Origin of the sequence: Piscinibacter defluvii, from assembly GCF_004011805.1 — a bacterium.
GTDB lineage: Bacteria > Pseudomonadota > Gammaproteobacteria > Burkholderiales > Burkholderiaceae_C > Piscinibacter > Piscinibacter defluvii.
In genome coordinates, this window is record NZ_RCHJ01000030.1 from 1 (window position 1) to 25128 (window position 25128).

Below are 25128 nucleotides of genomic sequence, written 5' to 3' on the forward strand. Positions count from 1 at the left end.
ATGGACATAGCCTCGGCCGAGCCGATCCGATGACGCGGCAGCAGGCCTGCCCGGTTCGGCCGCACGCGAGGGTCGGGCGATGAGCGCGGGGCACGACCACGCCCCTGTCGGCGACGACCAAGGAGCGCCCGCTTCGCTGGGCGTTAGTGCCGACCTGCGCCTTCCTTTTTGCAGCGGTCGTGGGGGGCGGCGTTCCGGACGGTGCACATGGTCAAGGGTTCGCTGATGCCACTGGACGACAAGGAGCGCCACCATTCGATGGACGTCGGCCAGGAGGTCATCAACGAATGCAAGCTCGAACTTCAAACGACTTGAGCCCGAAGTCCGGTGTTTCGTCACTTGATGCATGGCCCGGTGGCGCTCACGCTGCTGCTGATCTGGATCGCCATCGTCGTGATTGCGCTCGGGCTGTACTGGCTGTGGCCGCGTCGCAAGCCCAAGCCGTCGGTGCCGGTGCCACAGAAGTACGCTCATCGGCTCGGCGAGCGCTTCCGGAACAAGCGTCCCACGTCGAAGGCGTCCAAGGCAGGCGGCGGGCAAAAGGGGCCCAGCCCATAGAGCTCGCCGCACGGACGCCATGACGTTCCCCCGTCAAATCCCCACCGCCAGCTTGTCCTGGCTGGCCGGCCTGTGGATGCTCGCCATCGACAACACGGTCTTCTGGCGCACGCTGTGGGCGGGCCGTGACGACTCGTCGCTGCGCAGCGTGTTCGCCCTGGCAGGACTCGCGCTGGTGCTGTGGGCACTGTTGAGCCTGATGGTACGGCTGCTGTGCTGGCCTCGGCTCGCCAAGCCCGCAGTCGTCGTATTGCTGCTGGTGGCAGCGGCGGCAGCGCACTTCATCGGCAGCTACGGCATCCTGATCGACAAAGGCATGATTCGCAATGTGCTGCAGACCGACTGGCGCGAGGCCGGCGATCTGGCTTCCGTGCCGTTGCTGATCGACTTGGCGCTGCGCGGGCTCCTGCCCGCCGCGCTGGTTGTCGTGTTGCGCATCGAATTCGTCTCGTGGCGCGCGGCCGCCATGGGCGTCGCAAGGCACGCCGCGCTGACGATCGGTCTGGCGCTGGCCTTCGCCGCGGCGTTCTACGGCGACTACGCCAGCGCCGCGCGCAACCAGCGCGAACTGCGGCACGTGCTGACGCCCACCAATGTTCTCAACGGCTTCTACGGCCTGTGGAAGGAGCGCAGTCGGGCAGACCGGAAACTGACGCGGGTGGGTGAGGATGCCCGGCGCGCGCCGCCGCAGGCCAGACCGCTGCGGGTGGTGCTGGTGGTGGGCGAGACGGCCCGGGCCGCGAACTTTTCTCTCGGCGGCTACGGCCGCCCGACGAACCAGGCCCTCGTTGGCAAGGACGTGGTGTACTTCTCCGACGTCACGGCCTGCGGTACCGACACTGCAACGTCGCTGCCCTGCATGTTCTCGGATCTGGGCGCCGAGCGCTTCTCGGTGGCCGCGGCCGGGGCGCGCGAGAACGTGCTCGACGTTCTCGCTCGTGCCGGGGTATCGGTCCGCTGGCTCGACAACAACTCCGGATGCAAGGGGGTGTGCCAGCGCGTGCCCAGCGTGGACTTGTCACGCAACACCGATCCCGGGCTGTGCGACGGGCGCGAGTGCCTGGACGGCGTGCTCGTGAGGGGCCTGCGCGAAGGGCTGGCGGGCTCGGCCGGCGCTGGAGCGCTCGTGGACGAAGACGGCCTCACCGTGCTGCACATGAAAGGCAGCCACGGGCCGGCCTACCACCGGCGCTATCCGCCCTCGTCTCGCCGATTCGAGCCCACCTGCGACACCAACGAGATCCAGCGTTGCAGCCAGGACGCCTTGCGCAACACCTACGACAACAGCATCGTGTACACGAGCGAGATCCTGGCCCAGACCATCGATGTGCTGGCCGCGCAGGCCGACCGGGTCGACAGCGTCCTGCTCTATGCGTCGGATCACGGTGAGTCCCTGGGCGAGAAGGGGGTCTACCTGCACGGCCTGCCGCGCATCGTGGCTCCCGCCGAGCAGACCAGCATTCCGATGATCGCCTGGTTGTCGGCAGGCGCACAGCAACGCCTGGGTGTCAGCCGCGCCGCCTTGCAGCAGACCGCGTCGAAGAGCTATTCGCACGACAACCTCGCGCCCACCCTGCTCGGGGCGTTCGGCGTGCAGACCCGCGCCTACCGGGCCGAGCTGGACCTGCTGGTCCAGGCGAGGGCCGTTCGCGAGCCCGGCCTGGGCGACCGTGCGTCGCGGTAAAGGTGACGGGATAGAGGCACCATGGCACCATGCCAGCCCGTTGCCGTGCTGCGTGCAGCACCGGCTGAGCCAAATGCCCTGCGCCGGGATGCAGCTTGCTCCAGCGGTGAATGAACAAGGAGAACGACATGGCCGAACCGCTGAAACTCAGACTCGACATCCCCCTGCTGCTGCCGTCGGTGACCGAGGTGCAGGACCCGTGCGTGCAGCGGCTGGTGCAGGCGCTGGCGGGCCGCGAGGGCATTTCCACGGTGCATGTTGCCGACGCACAGGAGGCAGCCGCGGCCCAACTGTGCATTCACTACGACCCCAAGGTGTTGTCCCTCAGCCGCGTGCGGGAATTGGCGCATGCGGCCGGTGCGCAGCTGAGCGACCGTTTCGGGCACCTGCTGCTGCGAACGTCCACGCTGCACGCCCGCGCCGCGCGCACGCTCACCTCCCGGGTGGAGGCCTTGGCGGGTGTGGTCGAAGCCGAGGTCACGGCAGGCGGCGCCGTGCGCATCGAATTCGACCGGCAACAGACGACTGCGGGCAAGCTGGACGAGGCCTTGCGCGAGATGGGCCTCGATCCGCAACCGAGTGCGCGGGCGCAGGAGCCGGCGGGCACGGCCCCTGACAGCCATGACCACCGTGACGGTCACACTCATGGCCACGACAAGGATCACCAGCACGATCGCGATCATCAGGAAGAACACGGCCGCCGCCCGGCCGGCACGGTGGCCCAAAGCGGCGCCGCCAAAGCGCATGACCATGGCGCAGACGACCACGGCGCGGAGCACGCCGACGAAGCCGGGCATGCCGGGCACAGCCATGAACATGGCGGCGGCCTCTTCGGCGAAAGAACCGAACTCGTGTTCGCGCTGCTGGCCGGCGCCGCCGTCCTCGTCGGCTGGCTGCTCGAATGGCGCGGCCTGGCGCCACAGGTCGTCAGCACGGGCCTGTACGTGGCGGCCTACGTCTTCGGCGGTTACTACACGCTGAGGGAAGCGATCGAGAACATCCGCGCCAAGCGCTTCGAGATCGACACGCTGATGCTGGTGGCCGCTGCAGGCGCGGCGGCCCTGGGGGAGTGGGCCGAAGGCGGTCTGCTGCTGTTCCTCTTCAGCCTCGGGCATTCGCTGGAGCACTACGCGATGGGCCGCGCCCGCAAGGCGATCGAGGCGCTGGCCAAGCTGGCCCCCGAAACGGCGCAGGTGCGGCGCGAGGACGCGCGGGTCGAAGAAGTCCGCGTCGAGGCGCTGCAGGTGGGCGACGTGGTGATCGTGCGTCCCAACGAGCGGCTGCCCGCCGACGGGTTTGTCGTGCAAGGGCAATCCAGCGTGAACCAGGCACCGGTCACCGGCGAAAGCGTTCCGGTGGACAAGCATCCGGTGGACGACCGCGAGCAGGCGCTCCAGGGCTTCGACAAGCTGGCGGCCGCGCATCGGGTGTTTGCCGGCACCATCAATGGCAGCGGAGTGCTCGAGGTGATGGTCGCCCGGCGGTCGTCCGAGTCGACCATGGCACGGGTGGTCAAGCTGGTGACCGAGGCCGAGACCCAGCGCTCGCCGACCCAGAACTTCACCGAGAAGTTCGAACGCATCTTCGTTCCGGCGGTGCTGGTGCTCGTCGTGCTGCTGATGTTCGCCGGGCTGGTGATCGACGAGCCCTTCAGCGCCAGCTTCTACCGCGCGATGGCCGTGCTGGTGGCCGCCAGTCCGTGCGCGCTGGCCATCTCGGTGCCCAGCGCGGTGCTCAGCGGCGTGGCCCGGGCGGGCCGCAGCGGCGTGCTGGTCAAGGGCGGCGGGCCGCTGGAGAACCTGGGCACGCTGACGGCGATCGCCTTCGACAAGACCGGCACGCTCACCGAAGGCAAGCCGCGCCTGGTGGACGTGGTGCCCGCGCAGCCAGGCGGCGAGGAGGAACTGCTGGCGGTGGCGCTGGCGGTGGAGGAGCACAGCGACCACCCGCTGGCCAGTGCCATTGTGCAGGGCGCGCGCGAGCGGCTGCAGGGCAAGCCGCAGCAGGTGCGCATCGATGGGCTGCAGAGCATCACCGGGCGCGGCGTGAAGGCGCGCCTGGGCTCAGAGGAGGTGCACCTGGGCAAGGCGGCGCTGTTCGATGAAGTGCCCGGCCAACCGATGCCGGCCGAGCTGAGGTCTGCCAACGAGCGGCTGATGGCCGACGGCCGGACCACCATGGTGCTGCGCGTCGGCGAGCGCTATCTCGGTGTTCTCGGGGTCATGGACACCCCGCGCCCGGCAGCCGCCACCGTGATGCGCCAGCTCCAGGAACTGGGGATCAAGCGCCTGATCATGATTTCAGGCGACAACCAGCGTGTGGCGGAGTCGGTCGCCAGGAGCGTCGGTCTCACCGAAGCGCAGGGCGATCTGATGCCCGAGCAGAAGGTGGGCGCCATCAAGGCGCTGCGCGTGGACGCAGGCAAGGTGGCGATGGTGGGCGACGGCGTCAACGACGCGCCGGCGATGGCCAACGCAACGGTCGGCATCGCGATGGGTGCGGCCGGCTCAGATGTCGCGCTGGAGACCGCCGACGTGGCCTTGATGGCCGACGACCTGGCGCAGCTGCCATTCGCCGTCGGGCTGTCGCGGCGCACCAGCCGGGTCATCCGGCAGAACCTGTGGGTGAGCCTGGGCGTCGTCGCCGTGCTCATTCCTTCGACGATCCTCGGACTGAACATCGGCACGGCCGTGCTGTTCCACGAAGGGTCGACGCTGCTGGTCGTCATGAACGCCCTGCGACTGCTGACCTATGAATTCAAGGGAGCGCTGCCGCCGGGACAGTCGGCCCCGGAAGCCGCCGCGCAAAACGTCTGATGGGGGTCACATGATGAAGCGCCGTCTCTTGCTGCAAAGCCTGGGCACTGCCGCAGCGGCGACAGCCACGTCGGCCGGAATGGCCGAGCCGTTGCCGTCCGATCCCCTGCGCGGCGAAATCGTCAAGATCGATCCGGAGCGCGGGACGGTCGAGCTGCAGCACGAACCGATTCCGTACCTGCGTCTGCCTGGCAAGCGCACCGTCTTCCGCTACTACCACCCGACCGTCGTGCTGCGCGTGAAAGCGGGCGATCGCGTCATCTTCCGGGCGGACCGGTTCGACGGCGCGCTCGTGGTCACTGGTCCGATGATCCCGTTGCCGAAATGACGGCAGCAGATCTCGCTGTCACAACTCCAGTCAGCCTCAACGCCGAGGATCGGACGAGGCTAGCTTGAACTCTTTTAGTTCATCATTGAGCGCGTTGAGAGCCACCTGATAGAGGATCGCGTTCTGCGCGAATTCAGCGCGCTCCAGATCCATGTCCACCGTATTGCCGTCAAGGTTGGACTGCGCAGGCTGCCGGTACTGGACCAGGGACGCCGTGCTGAGCTGAAAGTCCGCGGCACCCACGTAGCCTTCGCCGGAACTCGTCTGCGCGGACTGATTGTCCAGAGCGCGCCGCAGCGCGGCGCTGAAATTGAGGTCCGTTGCTTTGTAGCCGGGCGTGTCCGCGTTGGCAATGTTCGAGGCCAGCATGGCTTGCCTCTTGGCCCGCAGAATGAGAGCCTGGCCGTTGAAGTCGTCGTCTTTGGCGGCTGCTCCTGCGGCCCATCGACCCGCCACAAAGCGCAGTGTCTCCACGGAATTCCTTCAGCGCCAGCCCCGACGGCCGCGTGAGCGTAGTATCGGCGCGAGCCGACCGATGATCCGCACAAGAAGCCGGGCATTCGCCCAGCTTTTTTCGACGTGCTTCATGCCGCCGGCTTACCGCATCCGGCGCAGAACTTCGCGCCCGCGCCAAGCGCCACGCCGCACTGGGTGCAGGCGCGGGGCGCGAGAGATGCGCCGCACTGCTGGCAAAAGCGCGCGCTTGCTGGATTGGATACTTGGCACGCGGGGCAAGCGACCTGCTGCGCGCCAGCCGGCGGGTTCGAGGGCGGAAGACCCGTGCCTCCGCCGTACGGCTGACGGTAGTCATCGTCGCGATACCCGTCATGGTGGCCGCCTTGACGACGGCCGCCGTGGTGGCCGCCGCCATGATGGCCGCCGAAGAGTCGATCGAGGATTCCCATGCCTTGTTCCTTTCAAGCTGCCCATGTTGGACCGGCGCAGATTCAAACAATTCCCCGACTTCGCCATCGTCTCGGCAAGATACACCAGACGCCGACGGTCAAGAGCCCGATCGCCGCCGCCGCCACGTTGCCCACCATGTGCCCGAGCACGGCCGACAACACGACCTGGGTTGCCGACACCAGCGCCAGCGCCAGCGCGAAAGCGCCGACGACGATCTGCCGTGTGGCGAGTGCCTTGAAGGCGGCGCGGTCGGTGAGCGGGCGCAGCAACCGGTGCTGCACTGCGGGCGCGGACAACAGCACCAAGCTCGCGATCGAGAGCAGGAAGGTGGCGAGGAACACATTCTTCTCCGCACCCACCAGCGCGGCGAAGCCCGGAGCGAACGGCACCGCGATGAGAAAGGCGGACAGCAGTTGTGCGGTGGGCAACAGCACACGCAGTTCCCCCAGCATGTCGGTGAGATCGCCATCCTCGCCGTCCTGTCCGGACCGCGGCGGCGCGACCGCGGTCTCGGCGCGGTCGGAAGGCAGGGCCTGACGTGCTGTCATTCAAACAGTTTCGCTTGGTTTCATGGGTACTGATCCAGCACCGCCAGGCCACGGACGGTGAGCCGGTGCCTGTCAAGCGGATGCGCGGCGGAACCATCACGCTGCAGCCGGCTCCTACCATGCGTAGAGCGTCCTTGTCTGGAGGGCTCGGAGTCGTGAATGAAGCGCAAACGGTCTGGTTTGGTGGTGCTCGGATTGTTCAGTGGCGTGGTTCTCGGCGGGTGTACCGTGGTTCCGACGCATCCTGTTGCTTACCGCCCAACAGGGTACAGCACCCCGTATGGGAATGGTCATGGCGATGCCGGCTATCGCAGCGGCCAGCGGTACGGCATGGGCCACGGCGGGTTCTCGGGAATGGGCTACGGGCATCGTGGCGGCCACCACTGATGAGCGCAGGCGTCGGCGGCGAGCGGTGGTGCTCGCACTGTGCTGCGCGGTCGGGACGGGGACTGCCATGGCGGGCGAGCGTACGGTGTACCGCTCGGAGTTGCCTGGCGGGCGCGTGCTCTATGCCGATGCGCCCGCCGCGGGGGCCGGCCGCGTGCAAAGGCTGACGGTCGAACCGCACCCGGTGGACCCGCTGCAGGCACTGGCGGCACAGCGCGCGCTGGCGGCACAGCGCGACGCCCTGCTGCGAGAAGGCCGGATCCGCTCCGAGCGCCTGGCGCAGATCGATTCCGACGTCAGCAAGACCCGTGAAGAGCTCCAACGCGCGGCAGCCGCGCGCGCCGCCGCGCAAGACGTTCAAGAGGGCGACCGGCAGGGACGTCGGCTCACGTCAACGTATTGGCAGCGCCAGCAGCGGGCCGCGGACGCCGAAGCGCGTGCGCAAGGGCGTCTTGACGAACTGATTCGGGAGCGGGCCGTTCTGCAATAGAGTTGGTGCTGGCACCCAGCGGCTCGGCACGCGGTGACCGAGCGCGGTCCTTGACGGCGCTCGGCATCGCGGCGCGCCCCACGCCGCATCGACCTGAGCGGCAACCGCAAAACTACAATCTCCCACTGCGTGCAACGCCCGAAGCGGAAGACGATGCCGATATCGGCGGTCAGCAGGGTGTTCGCCAGACATGGGCATTGACCGCGTCGGCGGGTTTCGGGAGGACAAGCGCTGCAGATGATCGAGAGCACCAAGACGTGCGTCGCCAGGCACGGATGTGTCTTGGCATGACGCCCCTTCCAGAAACGATCGGCCCGGTCCTGTTCGCGCGCGGTGCCGATGAACGCCAGTGTCGGCTGTCCGCCGTCGTCGTCACCCCCGACGCCCTCGATCAGCCCCGCTTGGTCCCCGTCAATGGGCAGGCAGCCACGCCGGTGCGGCTGCATTCGCAATTCGGCCGCACCGTCTGGCGCTTCGACTTCCACGTGCCGGCGCGCGCCGACGCCAGCTACCGATGCGGCGAAGCCGTCTTCGCGGTGGCCGCGGATTGGTCAGAGGATGTGCGGATCGCCTACGTCGCCTGCAATGGGCAGGAGCACGCCGACGCGGATCGGCCTTCGGCCGAGCGCAATGCGATGTGGCGCCGCCTGGCCGGCGAACATGGCCGCGCGCCGTTCAGCCTGCTGCTGCACGGCGGCGATCAGGTCTATGCCGACGACGTGCTTCAGTCGCATCCCAGCCTGTCGCGATGGGCGGCGAGCACGCGGTCCGAGAAGGCCGAGCAGGCATTCAGCGCCGACATGCGCGAGGCGGCCGAGCGCTACTACTTCCACAGCTATCTGACGCAATATGCCCAGCCGGAACCTGCCCACCTGAACGCCCGGGTGCCGGCGTTGATGATGTGGGACGACCACGACATCTTCGATGGCTGGGGCAGCCTGCCTGAAACGGTTCTTGACAGCCCGGTCGGTCGCGGCCTCTTCGATGTCGCGCGGGGCATGTTCATGCTGTTCCAGCTCGGCATCACCGACGCCCTGCCGCAGGCCGGACAGGATGCGGGCCAACGCGACAGCCTGACCCAGGTCGCCCGCTTCCCGCGCCTGTCCGTGATCGCGCCCGATCTGCGCTCGGAGCGCCGGCCGACGCAGGTGATGGGACCGGCCGGGTGGGCCGCCTTCGAGCGTGCGCTGGCAGAGACCGAAGGCGGCGACCGGATTTTGCTCATGTCCAGCGTGCCGGTGCTCGGCCCGCGCTTGAGCTGGGTCGAGAAACTGCTGCACGTGGTGCCGCACGTTCAGAAGTACGAGGACGATCTGCTCGATCAATGGCAGAGCCGGTCGCACCGTGCCGAGTGGCAGCGCATGCTGCTGACGCTGCAGCGCTGCGCGGCCGAAGGGCGACACCCGGTGGCGGTCCTCTCGGGCGAGATCCACCTCGCCACGCGCGGCGAGATGCCTTTCAAGGACGGAGCGATCCTGCATCAGCTGGTGGCGTCAGGGATCGCGCATCCGCCGCCGTCCGGGGCGTACGCCCGCGCCCTCGGTATGCTCGCGGCGTTCGGCGAAGACCCTCTGGCCGGCCAGCCGGTCCGCATGGAACCATTGCCCGGACACTCGCCGATCTACACGGCGCAGCGGAATTACCTCGTGCTGGAGCGGCGCGGGCAGGCTTGGTCCGCCGAGTGGGAGCTCGAGGTGAGTGGACGGACTGCCGCGATGCGCGTGCTGGTCGGCGCCTGACAAGCCACCTTGTCGCGCCGTGTCGCTGCGAACGGGCCCCGCAGTCGGGCGGCGCTCAGGGCCGCGCACCCTTCAGCAGATCGGCGGCGACCTGGTAGCTTGCCACGGCGTGCTCGATCAGACGGCCGACGCGCGCGTCGGTCCGGGCCAGCGGACGCCCGTCGGCGGCATCGAGCACGCGCGTGCCGCGCCGCGGTGAGAGTTCGACCACCGCACCGTCCTCGAGGTAGCCGACGGTCAGGTAGTTGGCCAGGAAAGCGCGCGCGTGGCGGCCGCCGCGTTCCCGCATGTCGACACCGAAGAAGCCTTCGGGACTGGCTCCGCCGACCTGGGCCAGCAGCGTCGGCGGGACGTCGACCAGCGAGGCGGTGGCCTCCACCCGGCCCGGTGCGATGCGGCCCGGCGCATAGAAGACGAGCGGGATGCGGTAGTTGACCGGCGGCAGGTCGATGCGGCCACGGCCGTTGGACGTGTGGTCCGCCACGACCACAAACAATGTGTCAGGGAACCACGGGCGCCGTGCCGCTTCACGGATGAACTCACCGAGCGCCCAGTCGGCGTACTTGACGGCACCTTCGCGGCCGCTGCCCGAAGCGATGTCGATGCGGCCGGCCGGATAGGTGAAGGGCCGATGGTTCGACGTCGTCAGCACGTGGGCGAAGACCTGCGCGCCGCTGGCCGCGCGCGCATCGATCTCCCGCAACGCCTGCGAAAACAGGTCCTCGTCCGCCACGCCCCATACCGTCTCGTGGTGGATCTCGCCGGACGGGATCGCCGTGCGGTCGATCACCGTGTAGCCGTTGCCGCCGAAGAAGTCGCGCATGTTGTCGAAGTAGGCGTAGCCGCCGTAGATGTACAGCGGCTCGTAGCCCTGCTCGCGCAGCGCCCCGCCCAGCGTCGGCAGACCCTTGTTGCGCCGACGCATGGGCACGGCATGCCCCGGTGTCGGCGGCAGGGACAGCGTCAGCGCTTCCAGTCCCCGCACCGTGCGCAGACCCGTTGCGTAGACGTTGGCGAACATCAGACCGGAGCGCGCCATGGCATCGAGGTTCGGCGTCAGGCCGGCTTTGCCGCCGAAGGACTCCACCATGTCGGCCCCGAGACTCTCCAGGGTGACCAGCACGATGTGGCGTGGCTTCCATGTCGCGTCGGGGGTGGTCGCCCGTGCGGCGTCTGCGCTTCGTGCCTTGCGCAACACCGCAGCGGCACGGTCGTCGGGCATCACGCGGTAGAACGTCCGGTAGTCGAGATCGTTGTTGCGAAGGGCGCGAACGAACTCGTAGTAGCCGTTGCTCGCGACTTGCCCTTCGAGCGTGTCGCCCAAGGCTTCGCGCGGGCCGTCGCCGATGGTGGCTGCCCACAGCCCCGTGCAGGCCAGCACTGCAGCGCTGGCCACGAGCCGGGCCGTGACGCGGCCGGCCTCGGCGCCCGCCGCGCGCCAGACCCTGGCGGCGACCAGCGTGTACAGCAGGCCGGCCGCGCCTGCGACCCCCGCGAGCAAGAGCCCGACGGGGTAGGACTGCCGTATATTGCCGAGCACCTCGCGGGTGTAGATCAGGTAGTCGACGGCGATGAAGTTGAAGCGCGAGACGAACTCGTTCCAGAAGACACCCTCGCAGGCGGCGACGAAGAGCATGCCCGCCAGACCTGCCGCCACCAGCGCGCTGGCCAGCACGGCGTGCACGCGGCGTCCGATCGGGCCTGCGGGACAGGCCAGCGCGAGCAGCGCGAAAGGCAGGAGCACGCCGCTGAGCGCTGCCACGTCGTACAGAACCCCGACGAGCAGCGTCGGCGCCAGCCGTGCGGGCTGCCACAGCGTTGGATCGTTCTCGAACGCCACGAGGCCGATGCGCACCAGCGTGTTGATCGCCATGAACAGGGCGGCCACCCACGCCAGCGTTGCGTAGCGCGGGGGAATGCGAAACGATGGCTGAACAAGCAGCCAAGAGCGCTGGAAAATCATGTTGGCTGGTTCCACGGAGTGATCGCGGATGTTAACGATGCCGGTTGCAAGCCCGTCGCCCTGGCGAAGCCCTGCGGCGGTTTCGATGCGGCAGCATGCACTCCGCGATGACAATCAGGCGCCCACGCTTGATGCGCCGCCGCCCCGCGATGGCGCGGCGCTTCGCAGCAATGGCCTGCATGGGGACATGACCAGTTCTGGTAAACCGGGTCTTCAGAGCCTGCGGTCGCGTGTGGCCCGGCTCGCGGCGGGCTGCCTTCTTGCCGTGGACGCGGCCGCGGCCGCCCCGCCGCCGTCTTTCGCCGATCTCGAAGCCGCCGGCGCGCGCATTGGCGAGATCCGCGTGCTCACCCGCGACATCTTCGACACCGACGACCCGAGAGAGGATCGCCTGCTGTACCGCTGGGCCAACGCCCTGCACGTGAAGACGCGCCCCGGGGTGATCGAGAGGGCACTTCTGTTCAGGCCCGGCGAGGCTGTCTCGGTACGCCTGATCGAGGAGACCGAGCGTCTGCTGCGCGATGCGAAGTATCTGTACGACGTGGAGATCCGTCCCGCCGCGGTGCACGACGGCCTGGTGGACATCGAAGTCGTGACCCGCGACACATGGACGCTCGATCCGGGCGTCAGTGCCGGCCGGTCCGGCGGCGCAAACACCAGCAGCTTCGGCATCAAGGAAGACAACCTGCTCGGGACCGGCATCTCCCTGGGCTTTAGCCGCTTCAACGGCATCGACCGTTCCGGAACGCAGTTCGAGGTCGTGAATCCCCAAGTCTTCGGCAGCCGCACGGCGCTGAGCGTCAGCCGCGCACGCAACAGCGACGGCCGGCGCGACGCGGTCTCGGTGCTGCGGCCGTTCTATGCGCTGGACACACGCTGGGCAGCGGGCGCCTCGTTCTCCCGCGACGATCGCATCGACGTGCTCTACGACGCCGGCAATCCGGCCAGCAGCTATCGCCGGCGCGACAACCGCGGCGAGGTCTTCGCGGGGCTGTCGAGCGGGCTGGTCGGCGGGTGGGTGCAGCGCTGGTCCGCAGGCGTCGAACTGCAGGACGACGGCTACGCCGTCGAACCCGGCGCGACTGCGCCGACCCGTCTGCCCGGCGACGAGCGGTTCGTGGCACCCTTCGTGCGTTACCAACTCGTCGAGGACCGCTTCGAGAAACTGGGCAACCGCGACCTGATCGGCCGTCCCGAGTTCTTTGCACTCGGCCTGATGGCGACGGTTCAGGTCGGCCGCGCCGCACCCGGCCTGGGCTCCGACCGCAGCGCCTGGCTGTACGCCGGCGAAGCGAGCCGTGGATTCGAGGACGCGGCAGGCCGGTTGCTGACGGCTTCCGCTTCGGTTGCCGGCCACACGGAGGACGGCAGAGCGCATCGCCTGCGGCTCGGCGCAAAGGTCCGCTACTACCTGCCGCAGGGCGCGCAGTGGCTGTTCTACGCCTCGGCTTCGGGCGACCTGCTGCGCAACCCCAACCCGACAGAGTCATTGCCGCTCGGCGGCGACAACGGCTTGCGCGGTTACCCGCTGCGCTATCAGAACGGCCGCCAGCGCGCACTCTTCACGCTCGAGGAACGCTTCTACACCGATCTGTTCCCGTTGCGCCTGTACCGCGTTGGAGGTGCCGCCTTCCTCGACGTCGGCCGTGCCTGGGGCGGCGACAGCCCCGCCACGGGCAAGGCCGGCTGGCTGGGCAACGTGGGCTTCGGGCTGCGCTTCTTCAGCGTACGTACCGCCTTCAGCAACGTGGTGCACGTCGACCTGGCGTTCCCGATCGACCCCGACACCGACGTCAAACGGGTGCAACTGCTGGTCAAGACCAAGGCCAGCTTCTAGGGCGCCGCCGGCGGAACAAGCACCTCATGGCACGAGGGCTGCATTCTCAATGCCGGCCCCCGTGGCGACCGCCGTGGTGGTGGAAGCCGCCGTGACCACCATGGTGGCCGCCGATGACATACGCACCGCCCCAGTCGTAGTAGTGCAGTCCATCGTAGTAGCCGAGGTACGGGTAGCCGAGATAGCTGAGGCCGGCATAGCTGGGGACCCGGTAGCGGCCACGCTGGATGCGCGCCGCAAGCACCTGTTCCGCGTCCGCCCTCCCCTGCAGGTAGCGAAGCAGCCCGTCACTGACGCCTGCCTCGCGCTGCGCCGGGATGTCCTGCGGTGACAGCACGAAGGCTGCGCCGCGCCGGGTCAGCTGGGCGATCACTTCGTCGTCGCTCGCGCCTGACTTCGACAGGGCGACCAGTTCATCCAAACGCATCGGCACAGGAGCGGGGTCGGCCGGCGTCGAGGCAGCGCATCCGCCCATCGACAAGAACAGTCCGGACAACAGGCACAGGGTGATGAACTTCATGGCAGCACTCCCGTCCAGCTTGCATTCGCCAGGCTCGAGCGGAGTCTGCGCCTGCCGGTTCTCAGAGGCAAGTCGGGGTCGCGTCGGGCGCGGCGGCTCAGACTTGCATCAAGGCCGACCGCCGATCGGATCGGACGCGGCGCGGCTGCTCTTCAGAATCTGGTGCTGATGCCTGCCGACACGAAACCCCTTGGCGACGTGCTGCCCCGCACGCCCTTGCCCGCGCTGAAGTCCAGTTGCACGTCCCGGGTGAGCAGCCAGGCGATGCCGGCATCCACGATGACGGCGGCTCGTCCCCCCCTTGTCTCGGGTGACTGCAGCCCCGCGTCCACGAACAGGTTCAGCGACGCCGTCGGGTTGTAGCTGACGGTTGCCGCGAAGGTCCGGGCGAAAAATGTTCGACCCTCCTCGTCCTCCACGCGGCCGACGCCGATGTTCGGGTTGAGCGACCAGTTCTGCGCGAAATCCCAGTCGGCCGCCAGCCGCAGATCGCCGCTCGTGCGCCGGCTGCGAAAGCTGCCGGATCCCGACGGCGGTACGAGCCGGGCGATGACGCCCAGGGAGGGCGCCGCGCGGTCCGTCAGGTCCGTGATCTGGTACTTGGCCCCCAGCGCGACAGGCGCGCCTCCTTCTTCGCGGAGGCCGTCACGCGAGTGCAGCGAGACATAGGAATTCGTCTCCAGCCGGAACTCCCAGTTCTGCCCGATGCCGGCGCGCAACAGCAGCGGCGCCATCACGCGGTGATCGGAGACCCCCTCAACGCGCCGGAACTCCTTCTGGACGCCGACCTCGATCTGCCAGCGGCCGTGGCCGACCACCTTGCTGCCGTCGGCAATGCCCGGACGGTCGGCATTGATGGGCTCCTCGGGCTGCGCCTGTGCGACGCTTGCGACGGCAAACGCGACCCCCGCAACCACTGCCTGTCTGATGCTTCCGCTCATGAACTGTGCTCGCTGTCAACTCGTCGAGGAGTCTCATTCTCCGACGATGTGCCCGAGCCGGTACGCAGGTCGCTCGCTTCGGCTTCGAATGGCTGCCGGTCCACTCGCGACGCCCGTGCGAACCCGCCAGGATCAACGAGGCGCTCGGTGGCCGTGTCATCGCCGCGATCGCGCCGGGCAGCGGCGCGGCCCTGTCGGTCTTGCGGCCCGTGCGCCTGCAGGCGACCAGCCCGGGCTGCGCCACGCGCCTCGCGGATGCCCATTTGTCGAGTCACGCAAGCCTTCCCGCAGCGTTCACAGGCCTGCTAAGGCAGTTGGTTGAACAGCGCGGCGGCGATCGACGGCGGCGTCGCGGCGGCGACCGGGTTGTTCGTTGTGAATCCCCCCGTCTCGAGCCACGGGTTGACGCGTCCCATGCCCGTGGGGTCGACGGGCGAGATGTTGTCGAACGAGTAGCCGTGTTGCTCGAACTCCGAAAACCAGGTCGAGAAGCGCGGTCGCGGCACGGCATCGCCCGGCCACTTCGACATCGGGCTTCGGTAGACCTTCTCCGCCAGCTGCACCATCTGAAGACGCCGCTGCACCTGATTGCAGATGAGCGTCTTGAGCTGCCGCAGGGCCACGAGATCGCCGCCATCGTTCGTGAGCGACACCTGTGGCGGGTTGCGCCGGCTCGCCGCGCCGAGTTCCACGGGCAAGACCTTGTTGATGAAGCTTTCCAGCCGCCATGCCGCTTCGCGCGTCCCGGTGATGAGGTCGCTGAGCACGGCCAGGCGGTTGCGCAGGTCCCGCCGGAGGTTCTCCGAATCCTCGTCCTCGCCGGGATGGACCAGCGTCGGCGCCATCACGTCGAAGGCGCGCATATAGCCGTAGTCGCGCCAGATCGACAGCAGCCCCGGCTCGTGCTCGAACGCGTAGAGGTTGGACAGGGCGATCGTCGGCATCACGTGGCGCGTCTTCCATCGCCGCCGCGTTCCGTCCTGCGCGTCGATCAGGTCCTGCCAGAAGCGGTCGGGCTCCACCCCCGTGAGCGCAAGACTCGCCGCCCGGACACGCTCGCCGCGGCGGGCAAGGGTCAGGAAGCCGACCGTCGAGAAGCTGTCGGGAGCCTGGACACGCGGCAGGAGGTTGCAGGTGGCGTGGATGGCGATGATCTCGTCGACGTCGCGACGTTGCAGGATTTCGAGCGGACCGATGTCGGTGTAGGCGGCGTCGACGAGATTGACCGCGCCTGCGGTCACCGGAGCCAGTGCGCCGGGAACGGCCGTGACGGCGAGCAGGGAATCCCGCCAGCCGAGCGTGCCGATCGTGCCGCCGGACGTCGTGCGTGCGGTCGCGAACCCGTCGATGTACGCCGGCTCGCCCGACTCGAGCATGGAGGCGGCGAGGGCGACACCCGTGGACGTCCCGACGGTGCGGCCCAGCAGGCCGGAACGTGCGATGAAGTCGTCGATCAGGGCAACGAGCGGCCCTCGGCCGCACAAGCCGCGTGCGGCGAGCGCGGCGCGCAAGGCGTTGGCCTTGCCGATGTCGAAGGCTCCCTCGACCAGGCCCTTGATGACGTTGGCCGCGACCACGAAGACCACGGCGATAGCCGGGTTGACGTTCATCAGGCCGGTACTGACCGCGTTGATCCCGCCCTGGACGGCGTTGCCGACGATGGCCTCCTCCACCAGAGCCTTCGCCGGAGCGGCGACCTTGCCCATCTCGCTGTCGGCGACTCCGCCGTCCTCGAGGGCCGGCCCGATCACCTCACTGGCGATCCACATGCCTGCGTCTTTGAGACCCTCGATGACCTTGTTCTCGAGGATCGTCGCGTCGTCGGTGATCGCGATGGCGATGTCCCCGATGACGGGAGCGTCGGCGTACGACAGCATCGCCTCGTTCACCGAGGTGTCCACGGCGACGAGCAGCCGGGCGTAGATTCCCTGCTCGTACGCGTCGAACGCCTGGCGAACCGTCGCGTCCTCCGCGATCAACGAGTTCATCACCGAGTACGCCCGCGCATTCTGAGGCGGCGCCGGGATCGGCGCGGCGTTGATCGTGTTCCAGCTGGCGACGAGCGCAGCGCTGTTGCGGAAGGCCGTCGCGGCCGACAACGCGCCGAGCGCGCCGAGGCCGGTCGACGACACTGCCCTGGGCGCCGTATCACACGACGCAGGGAGGTACTCGAGCGCCCCGGCGTGGAATATCGAACGGGTCCCGGCGCCGAGAAACGCCATCGCGTACCCGAACGTGCCGTGGGCACGAACCGTCGCCTGACGGGTTCCGGCCGCATTGGAGGCGGTCAGGATGTAGTCGATCTCCCACGCCGACCGGGTTGCAGGCGGTCCCATCCGTCGGGCGCCGGTCGCAGCCACCTGGACGTTCGGCACGAGGATCGCAGGCGGGGCGAGACCCGTCCTGACGACGGTCTGCAGGCGCACCTGGTCGGCGAAGCGCGTCGCCCAGCTCAGCTCGATGAGGTCCTTGGGGTGAATCTGCGCCGTCGTCGACGAACCATTGATCGCGAACGTGTCGATCGCGGGCGCGCCGACCCAGAGATGGTTCAACGGCCCACACTCCGAGTGCGGCTCGAGCAGCGCCATGGTGCCGGCCGCGAGGCGTTCGCCGACCCGGCTGATGCCGAAGCATCCAGTCATCGTGCTGCCGACCTCGACCGCAAGGACGACGGCGTCTCCGGTTGCCGGGGAGTTGAGGACGACGTTCTCCAGCACGCTGACGCAGACGTCTCCATTCACCCCGCTGGGAACGTTCACGCTGATCGCCTTGTCGTCCCAGGTCAGGGCGGGGGCGTGCCGAGTCCCGACGTAGACCTCGACATCCTTGGGTTTCGGATCGCCGAAACCAGACCCTCGGATCGTGATCTCCTGCCCGACGATCGCGCGGCGCGGCTCGATCGACTCGATCACTGCGCCTTGCTTCGGGCGGGCACGGGGAACGGTGGCGACGATTCCACCAAGCTTGGCCAGACCGGACATGACGTCCAGTACGCAGCCGATCTTCATGAACTCGTCGAGAGGAACAAGATCGGGGAAGTCGATCGGAGGATCGAGCGGATCACCCGGCTCCCGCCTTCCGAGCAGATCTCCAAGGTCCGGCCTGTCGAGCAAGTCGCGCAGGTCTGGCCGGTCGAGCAGATCTCCGAACTCGCGTGTGCCCGGCAGAAGTGGCTTGTCTCGGCCGAACGGTCGTCGGGGCAGAACCTCGGCGTCGCGCGTGAGGTCCGCGCGCAAGTCTCGTGCCGACCTCTGCTCGTCGAACATCGCCCGTACGACACCGGAGAGCGTCGCCTTACTGATCTTGACGCCCTCGCGCGCAGAGTCGACGAATGACAGCAGGACGTCGAGGCTCGACTGCACTCGGTTGGCCTCGACTCCGTGCGCCAGCCACCCCTTGTCGACGCCGGCATCGCGTTCAGGCGCACCTTCGCCGAGAGCCGTGACGCGGTTGAGGAAGTCGTCGATCATCGCTGTCTCCTCCAATCGAGGACCCGGACGTGTGGCAGCCGCTCAAGAACTCCCAGCGGCTCGGCACGGGCATCAAGTATCGGACCGGCCACTGCCGGTGATCGTTGCCGTAGTCTCCCACGAACAGCCGCAGGCTTGCGATGGGTGCCCATGCCTCCTTCCCGCCGCTGACCGACGAGATGCGCGAACGAGCGGGGGGCCAAGGTCGCACACAGGGCCGCCGCAGCGATCCTTCAAGTACGCATTGAGCTGCGGGCGCGAAGCCCGAAGTCAGGCGACCGGTGGGTCGATTCGCCGGTGTGATGTTCCTTCGAGGAGGTGGAGATGTCGCCGCCGGGTGGCTCAGCCCATGAGTTCCAGCAGATCCAGGGCGACGAAGCCGGCAAAGAAGGAAGCGGTAATCAGCGGCGTCTCCTGGACTTCGTGTGCCTCGGTGAGCAGTTCTTCGACCACCAGGTACATCAGCGCCGCGGCACCGAACGAGAGCACGGTCTCCAGCGCGAGCCCCGACAGCCCGGCGAGCAACGAGCCGCCGAGCGCAGCTCCGACGATCACCAGGGCACTCAGCCCGGCCACGGTCAGCAGGGTTCGAGTTCGCGACACCTTGGCCTCACCCAGGCTCGCTGCCACCGAGACGCCCAGAAACAGCAACTCCAGCATCAGCGCGACGATCAGCAGCGTCCCGACGCGCTCGCCCGCCGCGAAGCCGACCCCGATCAGAACGCCGTCAAGAAGGACATCGATGCCGACGGTGACAAGCAGGCCGAAATTGCCGCTTCCACCCTGCTCGCCGCGACCTTCGATTCGCTGCGCCATCGCCTTGACGCCGAGCATCAGTCCAACCCCGAGGGCAAAGCCGATCAGCACGCCAAGTGGACGATGTTCGCGGGTCATCTCCGGCAAAAGTTCGCCGGCCACGACCGCCATGACCACTCCGGCAGCAAAGTGCTGCAACAAGCTCCGCGCCCTCGCGCTTGGGACTCTGAAAGTGGCGATGGCTCCGCCGAGCAAGGTGGCGCCGACTGGAATCAGCGTCAGGCCGAGGATCTGGGTCAATGCCACATCAAGCTCCTTGCGTCGACGCTTCGGCGTGCGCCCGACGCGACTCGACTGTGATTCAGGTCAATGGATCTCAGCTCTGGCGCGCATGCGGCGCCTCGACCGACCGCCGGCGCGGGAGCGCGGAAAGGTCAGCAGCAGCCCGATTATTGCGAGCAACGAGCACTTCGTTCGCGACGCGCATGAGCATTGCGGGCCGCCAGCGCCACGAGGGCCGTCGCAGCGAACCCGGAACCGGCCAGAAGTGTCGCCTGGGAGCCCAGTCGATCCCACAGCAGCCCGGCAGTGGCACTGGCCTGCTGAATACGAGCTGCGGATGAGTCGTGAACTGCACGCGCACGGCTTCTGGCGAAGGCCTTGGATGTTCGGCAACATCGCCCAGGAGCATCTGGCTTCGGTCCGAGGCCGATCTGGCGGGGAACGCTGATGATCGGACACCGACCGGCGACATTGCTGTGTCGAGCGAATCGGCGTAGCGTGAAGAGTTGTCCGCTGCGGCCCGGACCAAGCATCAAATTTAGTTGCCGGGCAGCATCACTCTTAGTTGTGCGAGCGGAGCCGCTCACACAAGAGAAGTTGTAACTCATCGGTCGAACCATCTTCCCGGGCAACGCTGACAGCGACGATGGGTTACTGAGGGCGCGTGCGACAAGAGAAGTTGTAACGAGGGGCGCGGTTCAACTATTCTTGTGCGACCGCCGACGGCGGCTTGAGCGGGAGGCACGCATGCCCAGACGCGCTCGCATTGGCACGGCGGCCTGGCCCGGCCAAGCCGCCGTGCCCGATCAGGTTCGGCCGGATCTCTGGACTCAGGTCGATGCAGACGCCTTGCCGGAAGACCGGCGAGAGTTGTTCTTGCGTCGCAAGACGGGCATCCAGCTCTACTTCGACGGTGCGACCGAGGCCGACATTCGGGAGGCCTGCGGGTTCGGGCGCTCACACATCTATCGCCTCATCACGGAGCGCTGCCTGGCGCAGAATCCGGATGGCAATGCGAACGGCTGGCGCGGTGCGCTGCCGCATCGCCGAGTGAAGGAATGGTCTCGAACGACGCCGCTCGAAGTCAGCGATGCGGGGGCCGGGGCCGCTGGGGCTCTCCAATGGCTGTTCGAGTCGCCAGGCGGCTCCGAGCTCGAGGCCAGGTTCCGCAAGCACATCCTGGGCAGGCTGCCGAAGCTCGCCGCCGCGAAGCGCCCGAAGCAGGAGCTCTTCACTTGGTTCATCAAGGAACTGCGCGCGGCCGGCCTCGAGGCGCGAGGCGAGTGGCCCTTCAACGTCGAGAAGCTCGGCTACGTCAGCATCTGCAAGTTCATCGACAAGGTCATGGACGAGAACCCTCGACGCCAGCGGCAGCTGCTCGGTGGCCATGAGGCTGAGCGCAAGGCGCGCGCCGGCGACGGCGCCGACAGGCCACTGCTGCGCGTGTTCCAACGGGTGGAGTGCGATGCCCACAAGCTCGACTCGCGCATGGTGGTGGCCATTCCATCGCCGCACGGCGGCTACGAGACCCGCAAGATTCGTCGTCTGTGGGTCATCGTCATCATCGAGGTCGAGTCTCGTGCCGTGCTCGGCTACCACCTCAGCCTGCACCCGGAATGCAGCGCCGAGGACGTGCTGCGAACCGTCAAACGCGCGTTGACGCGCTGGGCGCCGCGCGAGTTGCTGTGGAGCGGCAACGCGTACGTCGAGGGCGCAGGCCTACCGTCGGCGCACCACGAGCGCTACCTGGGCGCCTGCTGGGACGAGTTCAGCGTCGATGGCGCGATGGCCAACATCTGCGACCGAGTCGAACGGCAGCTGCGCGAGGTTGTCGGTTCGACCATTCTCAAGCCGCAGGACCCCACCAGCTACACCAGCCGGCGCAGCAAGGACGACCGCCCGTTCATCGAGTCCTTCTTCGGCCAGCTCGCCAGGGGAGGCTTTCATCGGCTGTCGACCACGACCGGCAGCAAGCCGAGCGACAAGCGCGGCGCGGACCCTTGCGAGACGGCGGCGGAGACTCAGTTCCAGCTCGAGTACGCCGAAGAGCTCCTCGACACCCTCATCGCCAACTACAACGTGCGCCCGCACTCCGGCCTGGGCTGGCGCAGCCCGCTGGCCCAGCTCGACTTCCTGACCAGCCGTGAACCAGAACGCATCCGCCAGGCCGATGCCGGTGAGGTCCAGCGCATGGTCAGCGTCCGCAAGCTGTGCACCCTGAAGGGAGGCGTCAGCACAGGCCGACGGCCGTACTTCCAGTTCGCAAACGCACTCTACTCGGCCGAATGGCTCGCCCTGCGCACGGACCTGCTCGGCAAGTTGCTGTGGCTGCAACTGGAGGACGAGGACGACGCCCGCTTCGCAAGCGTGTCGAACGAGCGCGGCGAGTTCCTGGGTGTTGTCCGGGCCGCGCCGCCGTGGAACCGGTCGCCGCACACCCTTTACATGCGCCAGGCCATCCGGGGGCTTGAGAAGCGCCGCATGTTGCACCTCAGTGGGCAATGCGATGCCGTCGAAGAACTCATCCGCTATGCCGAAGGCTCGAAGGACAAGAAGTTGCCGCCACACCCGGCGTACCTGGAGGCCAGAAGGGTGCTGCAAAAGCACGCCCAGGCGCTGGCGGGCCAACCGGTGCCTGGCACGCCGGCACCCCATGGCGAGGCATCGGATCCTCCGCCCGGCGTAACGCATGAACCCCGACGTCCGCTGCCATCCATGCAGATGGCCAAGACCTGGTGACCTGGTGAAGGAGGCCGATTCGTCCAGCCCGCTGGTCGCGGAGCACCTGCCCAGGAACCACCCGGTGGTTACGCGCGACTACTCGCTTTTCACCCCGGCCATCTCCGAGATGGTGGACACGGTGGGCCGCTGGATCGACGACCAGGTCGATGGCGCGACCATCTTCGGCCCGTCGCGCTTCGGCAAGTCAAGCGCCGTGGACCACTGGCTGCAGACGCTGTTGTCGCAGCGCTGTGGTGGGCACGTCCCGATGATCGTGTGGAGTCACACGGATTCCGGCGGCGCAGCCTCGGGCGGGCGCTTCCATGCCCACCTGCTGCACGCCAGCCGACACCCCCTGGCCAAGGCAGCACGCAGCCCCCTCGACCGTCAGCACATGCTCATTGAGCGCTGGGCAGAGCTGGCGTCTCAGGGCGGCGGGCGCTTCCTGGTCCTGGTCATCGACGAAGCGCAGGGCATGACGCAGCGGGAGTGGCTGTGGCTGGTCGAGCTGCACAGCCTGCTCGAGAAGGAGCGCATCCGCTTGTGCGTCTTCTCGGTCGCCTCGCTCCAGGTGTTCGACGAACCGGTTGGCATGGCCATGTCCGGCGGTGCGCACGTCGCGGCCCGCTTCATGCTGGCCTCGGCGCCGTTCCACGGCATCCGGGATGTCGACGAACTTCGCTTCGTCCTGTCCGGCTACGACGAGGGGACCGAGTGGCCACCCCGCTCTGGAATCTCGTTCACGGCGGGCCTCGCGCCCGAAGCGTGGGCCGGTGGGTTCAGGATGGCCCACCATGCCGAAGGCCTGATGCAGGCGATGGTGCTCGAACTGCCTGCCAAGTACGAGGGCCCCATCGAGTTCCCGATGAAGACGGTGGCACAGGCCGCCCGGCATGCCCTGCTGCGCATCGCCGGCGGCGCTGAACCTCGGGATGTGATGTCCATCGACTCGTGGCGACGCATCGTCGCCGGCTGCGGTCATCAGGCACTCATGGCCATCGTGACGGCCTTGTCGCCGCGCTTGAAGCGCAGCGGATCGCGTGCATGACCACCGGCCCATCCGCGCGGCTGACCTGGCACCAGGGCAGTGTCCTGCCCTACTCCTCGCTCTGGCACACGGTTCAACGAGCGATGTCGCTGAACGCGCTGCGGCCCAAGGAGTTGGCGTTCTGCGGCCGCGGGGCTGACCAAGCCGGCATCCCACGGCACGTCAACCTGCTCTACAACGAAGCGGTTGACGGCCTGTGTGGCGCTCGCGTCGAAGCGCTGTCGATGCGGTCCCTGGCGCAGGCGTTGGGCGAGCAGGAAGCGGTGTTCGCATGGGCTCACCTGGGCCGCCTGCCGAGGTCGGTTCGCTCGCTCATCGCCCCGGGTATTCGTGTTTGCAGGACGTGCATGGCTCGGGGGTACCACAGCGCGCTGTACTCGCTGAGGCTGCTGCAGACCTGCCCGATTCACGGCTGCGAACTCGACGACCGCTGCAACTGCGGGGAGCTCTTCGCCGACGACCAGGTGGTCCTGCACCACATGAACGCTGGTTACTGCCGGTGTGGCCGCATGGCGTACTTCACCGGCCAGACGTGCCGTCGTCCGACCATGCGGCACGATGAGACGGCGCCGATGTCGGTGGTCGCGACGTGGCTGGAACGGCTGGCGGGTGTCATTCGGCCATCGCCGGGCGATCACCAGGCCCAGCGGGCACACGACCGGATCCTTCTGGACTCCGTCGGCGCCTGGTGCGCTGAGTTGAACCTCGGCAATCCTGGCTCGGCGATCACCCGCGACCCGCAGCCTCTGCGAGTGAGCATCAGCGTGGCGCGGCTGTCCACCATCGAGTGCGCAAACGCCGTCCGTCCAGCAACGCACAGTCGCCAGGGCGCAGCGTCGACTCGCGGCCGGCACAGCATCTACTGGTCCACTGACGATGCGACGACGACCTACCGATCATTGGCGCGTCACATCAGGCGACACGTGGCCAGGGGCGCCGAGGCGCACGCGATCGACTTCATGCTGAACCCGGATCCTCTGCAGATGGGCGCCAGGATGCGCGCGCAGCACCCGGCGATGGTGGCGTTCGCCGATCTGATGTTCACGGAGTGCATGGAGACCTATGCGGGCCTGCGGCGGTGGCCCTATCGCGACCCGCGGGCAGGTGCGACCAGCAGGGTCCGGGACGGGCTTGCCCATCTGAGCCTCGACGGCGGTCACGACTGGCCGCCGGCGCTACGCGAAGCGCGATTGGCCTGGGTGCGCAGGCAGGCGGCCGCAACTGCGATCACGCACGCTTGGCGACGGGCACAGATGCTCGCCGTTCACGCGGCCGCCACCGGATTCGCTGACTGGAGTGCAGCCACCGAGAGGTACTTGCCGGTTGGGGCCATCTCGTCAACGCACATCGATCGGCCCAAGCCGAGCGGGACGGCCTTCTGGTTCGACGCCCCACCGCCGTACCAGGTGACTTGGGCGGCGGTGGTCAGCGGCGAGCACCTGCGCTTTGTCAGCGCACCGGCAATGCCCAGGATCGACTGGACGCTGCCGCGTTCGAGCAAGGCCCAGCGGCAGGCAACCTGGTCCGAGGCCGAACGGCGGAGGGTCTCGGAGCTGCGCGGGGCCTGCGGCGGCCCATGCCTCACCTGGTCGGCGCACGCCGGCTGGGAAGTGCTCCCGTCAGCCAGCCCCGCGACTGCGCCGGTCAAGCGTCACCGGCTGCTCGGCGTCGCCGGCGCGCCGCGGTTCTGGGTGTTTGCATGGGCAGGCGGCTTTGCAGCGACGATGTGCGAGATCAGGGTCCAGGCCTTCGGCGCCACGGCCCGCGAAGCCATCGACGCACTGAGGTCGGCCGTTCGGCAGCACAGCAGGCAATGTCCGCAGGTCAACGCAGCGCCGTCCCTGCCGTCGTCCGAACCTGAGCCCCTGCCGCCGGAAGACCAACCTGAATACGAGCTGCGGGTGAGTCGTGAACTGCACGCGCACGGCTTCTGGCGAAGGCCTTGGATGTTCCGCAATATCGCCCAGGAGCATCTGGCTTCGGTCCAAGGCCGATCTGGCGAGGGCAACCCTGATGATCGGCCGCCGACCGGCGACATTGCTGTGCCGAGCGAATCGGCGTAGCGTGCACGGTTGCTCGTCCCCTCGCCGCATGGAACACAACTTCTCTTGCCGCTTGAGCACAACTTGTGTTG

19 protein-coding genes are annotated in these 25128 nt (G+C 68.0%); 11 read left to right on the forward strand and 8 right to left on the reverse strand.

The genetic code is table 11. The annotated features are described in order from the left end of the window. The first annotated feature begins 354 nt into the window (after window positions 1-354). From D9C15_RS29965 to D9C15_RS29980, 4 genes are all read left to right on the forward strand, one after another. Window positions 355-558 carry a hypothetical protein gene (locus tag D9C15_RS29965; RefSeq protein WP_128003119.1) on the forward strand — a complete coding sequence of 68 codons (204 nt, stop codon included), beginning with the start codon at window positions 355-357 and terminating at the stop codon, window positions 556-558. Between the two features lie 19 nt (window positions 559-577). Then, window positions 578-2242, forward strand: a complete 1665-nt coding sequence (locus tag D9C15_RS29970; RefSeq protein WP_128003121.1) for a phosphoethanolamine transferase — start codon at window positions 578-580, stop codon at window positions 2240-2242. Window positions 2243-2370: 128 nt separating this feature from the next. Next, complete coding sequence (locus D9C15_RS29975) at window positions 2371-5058, forward strand: heavy metal translocating P-type ATPase (protein ID WP_128003123.1); 2688 nt, start codon at window positions 2371-2373, stop codon at window positions 5056-5058. A gap of 10 nt (window positions 5059-5068) precedes the next feature. After that, window positions 5069-5386 carry a copper-binding protein gene (locus tag D9C15_RS29980; protein ID WP_164886922.1) on the forward strand — a complete coding sequence of 106 codons (318 nt, stop codon included), beginning with the start codon at window positions 5069-5071 and terminating at the stop codon, window positions 5384-5386. Window positions 5387-5422: 36 nt separating this feature from the next. Here the strand turns inward: D9C15_RS29980 and flgB are convergent, their stop codons facing one another. From flgB to D9C15_RS29995, 3 genes are all read right to left on the reverse strand, one after another. Beyond that, window positions 5423-5851 (reverse strand): flagellar basal body rod protein FlgB, encoded by a 429-nt coding sequence (flgB, locus tag D9C15_RS29985; RefSeq protein ID WP_375138831.1) that lies wholly within the window; start codon window positions 5849-5851, stop codon window positions 5423-5425. Between the two features lie 119 nt (window positions 5852-5970). After that, entirely contained in the window at window positions 5971-6291 is a 321-nt protein-coding gene (locus tag D9C15_RS29990; protein ID WP_128003127.1) for a double zinc ribbon domain-containing protein, read from the reverse strand. 42 nt (window positions 6292-6333) lie between these two features. Continuing rightward, window positions 6334-6840, reverse strand: coding sequence for a DUF6328 family protein (locus D9C15_RS29995; protein ID WP_240668654.1), 507 nt, complete (start codon window positions 6838-6840; stop codon window positions 6334-6336). A 159-nt stretch (window positions 6841-6999) separates the two neighbouring features. Between D9C15_RS29995 and D9C15_RS30000 the strand changes: the two genes are divergently transcribed. From D9C15_RS30000 to D9C15_RS30010, 3 genes are all read left to right on the forward strand, one after another. Continuing rightward, window positions 7000-7227: a hypothetical protein gene (locus tag D9C15_RS30000; RefSeq protein WP_128003129.1), complete on the forward strand. Its 228-nt coding sequence runs from the start codon at window positions 7000-7002 to the stop codon at window positions 7225-7227. A 67-nt stretch (window positions 7228-7294) separates the two neighbouring features. Then, window positions 7295-7717 (forward strand): hypothetical protein, encoded by a 423-nt coding sequence (locus D9C15_RS30005; protein WP_128003131.1) that lies wholly within the window; start codon window positions 7295-7297, stop codon window positions 7715-7717. Window positions 7718-7767: 50 nt separating this feature from the next. Next, a complete protein-coding gene (locus tag D9C15_RS30010; protein ID WP_240668655.1) occupies window positions 7768-9456 on the forward strand; it encodes an alkaline phosphatase D family protein in 1689 nt (562 codons plus the stop codon). 55 nt (window positions 9457-9511) lie between these two features. On the opposite strand, the gene D9C15_RS30015 is transcribed toward D9C15_RS30010, so the two are convergent. Beyond that, on the reverse strand, window positions 9512-11419 hold the full coding sequence (locus D9C15_RS30015; protein WP_128003133.1) for an LTA synthase family protein: 1908 nt from the start codon (window positions 11417-11419) through the stop codon (window positions 9512-9514). A gap of 85 nt (window positions 11420-11504) precedes the next feature. Here D9C15_RS30015 and D9C15_RS30020 point away from each other — a divergent pair, with 85 nt between their 5' ends. Next, complete coding sequence (locus D9C15_RS30020; protein WP_128003135.1) at window positions 11505-13256, forward strand: BamA/TamA family outer membrane protein; 1752 nt, start codon at window positions 11505-11507, stop codon at window positions 13254-13256. Window positions 13257-13302: 46 nt separating this feature from the next. Here the strand turns inward: D9C15_RS30020 and D9C15_RS30025 are convergent, their stop codons facing one another. From D9C15_RS30025 to D9C15_RS30040, 4 genes are all read right to left on the reverse strand, one after another. Next, the gene (locus D9C15_RS30025) at window positions 13303-13776 is read right to left on the reverse strand and encodes a hypothetical protein (RefSeq protein WP_128003137.1); all 474 of its coding nucleotides are present in this window, start codon (window positions 13774-13776) and stop codon (window positions 13303-13305) included. 152 nt (window positions 13777-13928) lie between these two features. Then, window positions 13929-14717, reverse strand: a complete 789-nt coding sequence (locus D9C15_RS30030; RefSeq protein WP_128003139.1) for a transporter — start codon at window positions 14715-14717, stop codon at window positions 13929-13931. 305 nt (window positions 14718-15022) lie between these two features. Beyond that, entirely contained in the window at window positions 15023-18187 is a 3165-nt protein-coding gene (locus tag D9C15_RS30035; RefSeq protein WP_128003141.1) for an IPT/TIG domain-containing protein, read from the reverse strand. 342 nt (window positions 18188-18529) lie between these two features. After that, a complete protein-coding gene (locus tag D9C15_RS30040) occupies window positions 18530-19249 on the reverse strand; it encodes a ZIP family metal transporter (RefSeq protein WP_128003143.1) in 720 nt (239 codons plus the stop codon). Window positions 19250-19972: 723 nt separating this feature from the next. Here D9C15_RS30040 and D9C15_RS30050 point away from each other — a divergent pair. Genes D9C15_RS30050 through D9C15_RS30060 form a run of 3 tightly spaced genes read left to right on the forward strand, consistent with a single transcriptional unit; the run spans window position 19973 to window position 25057 of the window. After that, complete coding sequence (locus D9C15_RS30050; RefSeq protein WP_128003145.1) at window positions 19973-21964, forward strand: hypothetical protein; 1992 nt, start codon at window positions 19973-19975, stop codon at window positions 21962-21964. A gap of 4 nt (window positions 21965-21968) precedes the next feature. Then, on the forward strand, window positions 21969-22994 hold the full coding sequence (locus D9C15_RS30055) for an AAA family ATPase (protein WP_128003147.1): 1026 nt from the start codon (window positions 21969-21971) through the stop codon (window positions 22992-22994). Then, on the forward strand, window positions 22991-25057 hold the full coding sequence (locus D9C15_RS30060; RefSeq protein ID WP_128003149.1) for a TniQ family protein: 2067 nt from the start codon (window positions 22991-22993) through the stop codon (window positions 25055-25057). The genes D9C15_RS30055 and D9C15_RS30060 overlap by 4 nt, the downstream gene beginning before the upstream one ends. Window positions 25058-25128: the final 71 nt, after the last annotated feature.